Genomic DNA, 7,611 nt, shown 5'->3' with positions numbered 1-7,611 from the left:
GGCCAAGGCGACCACGCGTGTCGAGTTGAACACCTGCACGTTACTCGCCGCTGCCAGTTTCTGGCGATGAGCCTGGGCACTGGCTGGCAAGTGTGCGTTAACCCCATCCCGCCAGATTTGCCCGCCGGGTGCCGGGTTGTCATCGATGATGGCGATGCGTGCGCCGCTCGGTGCGGCGGCCAACGCTGCCGCCATGCCTGCCGGCCCTGCGCCGATAATCAGCAGCTCGACGTTCATGGCCGGGTCTCCACGTGCATGCCTGTGCGGCAGGTGGTCTGGCAGGCGAGGCGGCGCTGACCGTCGATGTTCACCCGGCACTCCTGGCAAACCCCCATCCCGCAAAACGGTGCCCGGTGCTGACCGCTGACCGAGGTTCGACTGCAGCCGTCGCCTGCCAGATAGAGCAGCGCCGCAACCGTAGTGCCGGCATCGACCGCTACTGTGCGGCCATCGAGACTCACTTCAATCATGCGCGTAACCCTTGTGCAGTGGACAGGAAGCGCCCCGGCAGATAAGGCGTCGGGTCGATGGCCGGGGTGGTTTTACACAGCTGCGCAGCCAACAGCTGGGCGCTGCCGGGGGCGGTGGTCACGCCCAATCCTTCATGCCCGGCCGCCAGCCACAAACCCGCTTGCTGTGGATGTTCGCCGAGCAGTGGCAAGCCATCGGGCGTGGCGGCGCGCAGGCCGGTCCAACTGCGGATAGCGTTCATCCCGGCCAGTTCCGGCAAATAGTCGATCGCCCGGCGCAGCATGCGCGCCAACACGGCCGGTTCGACGCTCAAGTCGGTGGTGTCGAACTGACGCGTTGAGCCGAGAAAGAGTTGCCCGGTCGGGCGTGGTTGGGCATTGAAAGCCACCGAGGTGCCTTCGCTGGCGTGAGCACTGGTGACATAGCCCAGCTCGACCAACTGATGATGGATCTTGCCGGGGTAGCGGTCGGTGATCAGCAGATGACCCTTCTTCGGGCGAATCGGCAGGTCGGGGCACAGTTCGGTGGCGTGAATGCCGTTGGCCAGCACCACCGCTTCGGCACGTAACTGCTCGCCGGTGCTCAAGCGCAACTGATTGCCGTCGACCTGCGTGACCTCGACCGTGCGCCGAGTGATCCGCCCAGCGCTTTGCTTGAGCAGCCAGTGAGCCGCATTCGGCGCGTAGAGAATGCCGTCGCCGCTGACCTTCAGCGCGCCACTCAGGCCGGGACGGAGCATGGGTTCAGCCTTGTAGAGGGCGCGCGGGTCGAGCATTTCGCAGTCGATGCCGCGGGCCTTGAGCGTCTGACGTTTGTGCTCGGCGCCGGCCATTTCCTCGTCATTGGCGGCCAGCCACAGCGTGCCGCAATTGCGGTAGGCGCAATCGGGGTCCAGACGCGGCGCCCATTGTCGCCAGAGCTCGATGGAGTATTGGCTCAGCGCCAGTTCGGCCGGGTTGTCATCCATCGCCACCAGGTGACCCATGCCGACTGCCGTGGCACCGCCGCGCTGGCTGTCAAGCACCAGCACGTCGAGCCCGCGTTGCGCCAGCTCAAAGGCACAGGCACTGCCGACAATGCCGGCGCCGATGACAATGACGTCGGCATTCATGAACCGATGCCCCACACGAACGGGTCGTCTTCCTCTAGCAACAAGTGGCTCTCGCCACTCATGTGGGCGCGACCGCGAATCGTCGGAATGATGCGCTGTTCGTCGAGCCGCTCGTAGCTGGCTTCGAACTGGCTGCCGATCACACTGGCCTGGCGCCAGACTTCACCGGGCTGCAGTTTGCCGTCGGCTGCCAGGCACGCCAGCTTGGCGCTGGTGCCAGTGCCGCAAGGTGAGCGGTCGTAGGCTTTGCCGGGGCAGAGGACAAAGTTGCGGCTGTCGGCCACCGGGTCGTCGGCAAACAGCTCGATGTGATCGATTTCGCCGCCGTCCTCGCCACGAATGCCCTGGTTTTTCAGCGCTTCGCGGACTGCCCAGGTGTAGGCGGTCAGGGCTTCGAGGTTGTCGCTGGCGATGCGTTGGCCGTGGTCGGCGATCAGGAAAAACCAGTTGCCGCCCCAGGCGATGTCGCCGTTGACGGTGCCGTAACCCGGCAGTGTCAGCTGCACGGCCTTGCGATAGCGATAGGCCGGGACGTTGCGCACGCTGACCGAGCGATCCGCGTGCAACGTCGCCTCGACCGTGCCGACCGGGGTTTCGATCCGGTGCACGCCAGGCTCGATGCGTTTGAGATACGCCAGCGAGGCCACCAGTCCAATGGTGCCGTGACCGCACATGCCGAGGTAGCCGCTGTTGTTGAAGAAGATTACCCCGGCACAGGCGCCGGGATCCTGTGGCTCGCAGAGCAGGGCGCCGACCAGCACATCGCTGCCGCGCGGTTCAAGCACCGTGGCGGCGCGCCAGTGGTCGTGCTCTTCGGCGAGGCGGCGCTTGCGTTCGGCCATGGAGCCGCTGCCCAGTTCCGGGAAACCGGCGATCACCAGGCGTGTCGGTTCACCGCCAGTGTGAGAATCGAGGACGTGGATACGTTTCATGAAGGGCGCCACCTTGCACAGGAAATGTCTGTGCAAGACTGGCGTTTGAGGCGCGGGATGGCTTGAGGGTTTTAGCCGTTACCGATGACGAAATCGGCACACCCGATCAGATCCGCGCGGGGGCATTGGGCAGGTGTTCATAGAGCGTGCGGCACACGCCAATGATGTGCTGCTCGATCAGTTCGGCGGCTTTGTCGGCGTCACCGGCCCGGCACGCGGCGATAATCTCGCGGTGTTCGTGGTCTGCACGGTCCTTGCCTTCGGAAAAACTCATTTGCATGCGCAGGTAGCGTTCGACCTTGTCGTGAATCGAGCGAATCAGGTTGAGCAGGAACGGCCGTTGCGCCGGCTCGTAGAGGCAGGCGTGCAACGCCCAGTTCAACTCGGCCCRGCGCCCGATGTTGTTTTCGTCGAGGAACTCGGCACAGATGCTTTCAGCGCGGGCGAACGTGGCTTCGGTCATGTTCGGCACGGCCAGGCGAATCGCCTGGACCTCCAGCAGCACCCGGACTTCAAAGATCTGCGCCAGTTCGGGCTCGGAAATCTTCGTCACCACCGCGCCCTTGTTGCGCTGGAACTGCACCAGGCCTTCCGCCTCAAGGCGTTTGAGCGCCTCGCGCACGGGGATCTTGCTGACATTGAACAAGCGGGCGATGTCGTCCTGACGGATCGGTTCGTCTTCGGCAAAGTGACCGCCGATGATGGCCTCGCGCAGATGCTTGACGATGACTTCCGACGCTGAAGGCACAATCCCCAGATTGGGGGCATTGAAGCTGGGTAGAGGCACGTGAATGAATCCCGGCAGGCGTGATGGCGAATATTGTATACGAGCGCGTCAGCGCACCAAGCGCTTTTCCGTCAGGCGCATTGTCTGGGCGCACGCATTGAGTGCTGGTCGTTGAGGCTTGGGGCGAGGCGGGGGTAAACTGCCCGCCCCGTGAGATGTCTGCGAGCTGGAGTCGGCAATGCGTAAAGATAAGAAACAGGTGATTGGTGACGAGATTGGCGATGCGCAGATCAAATTGTTCCTCGATTTTGAACCGGTCGACGCAACTTCACCGTCTCTGCACAAACTGATCAAGGCCTACCGTGGCCTGCGTATCGACGATTTCGAGCGTTTCCTGGCGTTCTTCGTCGAGGCCGGTTATGACCTGGACGGCAAGGACGAGCACGGCAAGGACTTCGTTGCCCTGATCCAGGATCAGCGTAATGCCGCCGACTACATCGAGTTGATCCAGAAAGCTCGCGGCTAAGATCTTTCAAAAGCCATAAAAAAACGCCCCGCTCTCAACGAGAACGGGGCGTTTTCTTTTTTTGGGGGAAGGGGGCGAGCATCAAGCGAAGCTTGGGGTCTCGCTGCTTTCTTCAACCAGTTCCAGCGCGATGTTGTTCTGCGCATTGATCTTGCGATACAGCGCAGCATCGGTTTCCAGGACTTTTTCCCGGGCCGGGAAGATTTCGGCCAGCTTGGCCGCCCACTCACCCTTGGCTTTGTTCGGGAAGCATTTTTCGATCAGCTCAAGCATGATCGACACGGTGACCGACGCGCCAGGCGAGGCACCGAGCAGCGCGGCAAGCGATCCGTCCTTGGCCGCAACCAGTTCGGTACCGAACTGCAGGATGCCGCCTTTTTTCGGGTCTTTCTTGATGATCTGCACGCGCTGGCCAGCGACTTCCAGACGCCAGTCTTCGGCCTTGGCTTGAGGGTAGAAGCGGCGCAGCGATTCCAGGCGTTGTTCCATCGATTGCATCACTTCGCTGACCAGGTACTTGGTCAGGTCCATGTTGTTTTTCGCCACGGCCAGCATCGGGCCGATGTTGCCGAGGCGAACCGACATTGGCAGGTCCATGAACGAACCGTGCTTGAGGAACTTGGTGGTGAAGCCGGCGTAAGGTCCGAACAGCAGGGACTTCTGACCATCGACGACGCGGGTGTCCAGGTGCGGCACCGACATCGGTGGCGAACCCACTGCTGCCTGGCTGTAGACCTTGGCCTGGTGGTGCTTGACCACTTCCGGGTTGTCGCAACGCAGCCATTGGCCGCTGATCGGGAAGCCGCCGAAACCTTTGCTTTCTTCGATGCCCGAAGCCTGCAACAACGGCAAGGCCGCGCCGCCAGCACCGAGGAAGACGAATTTGGCATCGACTTCGCGGGTGTTGCCGCTGTTGACGTCCTTGATGCTGACGGTCCAGCCGTTGCCGTTACGCTTGAGACCGGTCACGCGCTTGCAGTACTTGACCTGGGCATCGGGTGCGCTGGTCAGGTGCTTGAGCAGTTGATTGGTCAGGGCGCCGAAGTTGACGTCGGTGCCGTTCATCACGCGGGTTGCGGCGATGACTTCGTCGGCCGGACGCCCCGGCATCATCAATGGCATCCATTCGGCCATTTTTGCCTTGTCTTCGGTGTACTCCATCTCGGAGAAGGCGTGGTGCTTGCTCAGCACCTTGAAACGTTCCTTGAGGAACGAAACGCCAGCCTCACCTTGCACGAAGCTCAGGTGCGGAACCGGGCTGATGAAGGATTTCGACGAGCCGAAGGTGCCTTTTCGGGTCAGGTAGGACCAGAACTGCTTCGACACCTCGAACTGGGTGTTGATGTGCACGGCTTTCTTGATGTCGACGCTGCCGTCAGCGGCCTGTGGCGTGTAGTTCAGCTCACATAGCCCGGCATGCCCGGTACCGGCGTTGTTCCACGGGTTGGAACTCTCCGCGGCACCGGAGTCCATCAGCTCGACGACTTCCAGCTTGATCGCGGGGTCGAGCTCTTTGAGCAATACAGCAAGGGTGGCACTCATGATGCCGGCCCCAACCAGTACTACGTCGACTGCTTCGTTATGCGCCATTTAACGCGTCTCCAAAATCTGCAGCACCAAATTGTCGGCATAGCTGCCAGGCGTGACGGGGCATGCTCTGTAGAGCCCCGGGTCACCCATGGCCAGGATCGCCATGTCCGAATCTTCGCAATTTTTTGCAACTTCGACAGACGCTACCCACCGGGCTTAGGGTTCTATGAACTCACTTCAGCGCGCGGGAGGCAATTCGACTTATGGTCGATACGTCCGTTTGTGCAACCAAATCCGTAGTGGACAGGCTTCAGGCTCCAGTTCTTGAGGAGTACTCGGTCCTGTGTCGTTGGGCTGTTGTAGACGCTAATGGTGCATGTTCTGACGCAAAACTATTCATTTGCTCGCCACACTCTTGTGAAGTTGTGAAAACCCGTTTTTTTCACGCTCTTTTGAAGACGTGAACCTCAAAAAAGGGCTGTCCCAGCCTGGCACCGTGTCCGCATGGATTGCCGCCATGGGATACAGGGCAGGCAAAACGGGCAAACAGCTCAGTGACCGAGCGTAACGACAGCTCTGGCAGATTCGCGAAAAGTGGTGGTTTGCAGGATAAACAGCAAGCTCGCCAGCTTCACTCGATCTGTGTGGGCGGCTCTCTGTGGGCGGTGCGGGGTGTCAATACAAGCGCATTGACGATGCTGCGAGGCCCGATCAGGAGACGTCCTTATAATCGGGGGGAGATTGTAGCGAAGAAACGCAGGGAAATGGTCGTGTTTAATGACTTTTATTAGCCGTTTGGTCAGGTGGGCTACACGGCATGCAACCGTGCGTGAGCATTGCGCGGGCTCAGACGGGCGCTGGCCGGCAGCGGCTGGTGCAGCCAGTTGAGACGAATCTCTTCGATTTCCACCCAACCATCGCCCTCTGGCGGCACGCGACAGTGCTTGAACGCCAGGCAGCATTGATTGCTGTCGAGCTGGGCGAAGTAGCGATATTTGCGGCGTGAAGCAAACAGCAACCAAAGAAATTGCATGGCAATGCCCTCGAGGTGAGACGGCCTTGAAGTTAGCAGTGTGGCATGACACTGGTGTTACGGAGCACCCGATACACGTGACATTACATATCTCTTCAGCAAGTGTTCAGGGTTGCTGGTTCGAAGAGGATGCCGACCGCTATACTGCGGGTCTGTCTGTATTTGTATCTGGAGATTAGCGCATGTTGCAACGCCTGTTGTTCGGTTTGATCACTGTGACCAGCTTGACCCTGGTTGGCTGCGCCAACAGCCCGCAACAACTAGCCCCGGAGCCGAAACTGACGACTCAGTTGGCGCCGGTCGGACATGGTCAGCCGGTGGTGGTGAGGGTGGTCGATGGCCGTCCGTCGCCAACGTTGGGCACCCGTGGTGGCCTGTACCCTGAAACCAGCGCAATCACGGTGCAAGGTGCGCAAATCCTGCCGAAACTGCAGGCTCAGGCCGAAGCGGCTGTGCGTTTGCTGGGGTTCACGCCAACGCCTAATGCTTACAACGCGCCGCAGTTGACGGTGACGCTGGCGGAGCTGACGTATCAGTCGCCCAAAGAAGGCATGTATGTGACTGAGGCGACTATTGGCGCGGCTTTCCGCTCTGATGTGCAGAATGCCAATCATCGTTACAGCGGCCGTTATGCGGCGTCGCTGAATCAGCGTTTTGGTATGGCGCCGAATCAGGAAACCAACACCAAGCTGGTGAGCGATGTGTTGAGTGATGCGTTGACCCGGTTGTTCAAGGATCCGACGGTGGGCCAGATGCTCGCCCAATAACGGTCGTTGTCTTCAAGAAGCCCGGCGCCAGTGATGGCTCCGGGCTTTTTTTGTGCCTGCCGGTTTTTGGGGGGCTTTCCGTGGGAGCGAGCCTGCTCGCGAAGGCGCCCCGACAGCCGACCCATCTCCCGCAGATATACATAGATCTACTGTGGGAGCGAGCCTGCTCGCGAAGGCGGTCGGACAGCCGACCCATCTCCCGCAGATGTACACCAATCCACTGTGGGAGCGAGCCTGCTCGCGATGGCGGCCTGAAAGCCGACCAATCTCTTGCAGGTGTACATATCCATTCCTGCGGTAACGGCTGCTTAGGGTTTCGCCCTTACGGCGACTCACTTTTCCAGACGCCGAAAAGTAAGCAAAAGGCTTCGCCCCAAGCGTACGGCACCTCGCCTAGGCTCGGCGTCCCCTCATTCCGGTGTCCATCAGGGGGCATCGCCTACGGTCTGCTTCGCGACGACCTCCTCTCGATGTGTCCGGCTGCGCCGTACGGCGCTGCGCGCCCCCCCTGATG

Annotated in this window: 9 protein-coding genes; 2 read left to right on the top strand and 7 right to left on the bottom strand. The window is 60.8% G+C overall.

Translation table 11 applies throughout. The annotated features are described in order from the left end of the window. From AC1DH9_RS16740 to AC1DH9_RS16720, 5 genes are all read right to left on the bottom strand, one after another. On the bottom strand, positions 1 to 237 hold a 237-nt coding region (locus AC1DH9_RS16740), incomplete at its 3' end, for an FAD-dependent oxidoreductase (RefSeq protein WP_477808449.1). Next, positions 234 to 470 carry a (2Fe-2S)-binding protein gene (locus AC1DH9_RS16735; protein ID WP_427543214.1) on the bottom strand — a complete coding sequence of 79 codons (237 nt, stop codon included), beginning with the start codon at positions 468 to 470 and terminating at the stop codon, positions 234 to 236. The genes AC1DH9_RS16740 and AC1DH9_RS16735, both read right to left, overlap by 4 nt. Continuing rightward, positions 467 to 1,582: an NAD(P)/FAD-dependent oxidoreductase gene (locus tag AC1DH9_RS16730; protein WP_427543217.1), complete on the bottom strand. Its 1,116-nt coding sequence runs from the start codon at positions 1,580 to 1,582 to the stop codon at positions 467 to 469. Before AC1DH9_RS16730 ends, AC1DH9_RS16735 begins: the two co-directional genes overlap by 4 nt. Next, positions 1,579 to 2,514 (bottom strand): 4-hydroxyproline epimerase, encoded by a 936-nt coding sequence (locus AC1DH9_RS16725; RefSeq protein ID WP_427543219.1) that lies wholly within the window; start codon positions 2,512 to 2,514, stop codon positions 1,579 to 1,581. The genes AC1DH9_RS16730 and AC1DH9_RS16725 overlap by 4 nt, the downstream gene beginning before the upstream one ends. Before the next feature lie 106 nt (positions 2,515 to 2,620). After that, positions 2,621 to 3,301 carry a GntR family transcriptional regulator gene (locus AC1DH9_RS16720; protein WP_477808448.1) on the bottom strand — a complete coding sequence of 227 codons (681 nt, stop codon included), beginning with the start codon at positions 3,299 to 3,301 and terminating at the stop codon, positions 2,621 to 2,623. Positions 3,302 to 3,479: 178 nt separating this feature from the next. On the opposite strand from AC1DH9_RS16720, the gene AC1DH9_RS16715 reads away from it, so the two are divergent. Then, entirely contained in the window at positions 3,480 to 3,767 is a 288-nt protein-coding gene (locus AC1DH9_RS16715) for a PA4642 family protein (protein ID WP_054595650.1), read from the top strand. Between the two features lie 81 nt (positions 3,768 to 3,848). On the opposite strand, the gene mqo is transcribed toward AC1DH9_RS16715, so the two are convergent. Beyond that, complete coding sequence (mqo, locus tag AC1DH9_RS16710) at positions 3,849 to 5,357, bottom strand: malate dehydrogenase (quinone) (RefSeq protein WP_427543223.1); 1,509 nt, start codon at positions 5,355 to 5,357, stop codon at positions 3,849 to 3,851. A gap of 748 nt (positions 5,358 to 6,105) precedes the next feature. After that, complete coding sequence (locus AC1DH9_RS16705; RefSeq protein WP_054595652.1) at positions 6,106 to 6,330, bottom strand: hypothetical protein; 225 nt, start codon at positions 6,328 to 6,330, stop codon at positions 6,106 to 6,108. 182 nt (positions 6,331 to 6,512) lie between these two features. Here AC1DH9_RS16705 and AC1DH9_RS16700 point away from each other — a divergent pair, with 182 nt between their 5' ends. Then, positions 6,513 to 7,097, top strand: a complete 585-nt coding sequence (locus AC1DH9_RS16700) for a YajG family lipoprotein (protein WP_019693608.1) — start codon at positions 6,513 to 6,515, stop codon at positions 7,095 to 7,097. Positions 7,098 to 7,611: the final 514 nt, after the last annotated feature.

It is taken from the genome of Pseudomonas sp. 05T35, from assembly GCF_056396605.1.
The sequence above is the reverse complement of the archived record's forward strand: the minus strand, read 5'-3'. Positions and strand labels throughout refer to the sequence as shown.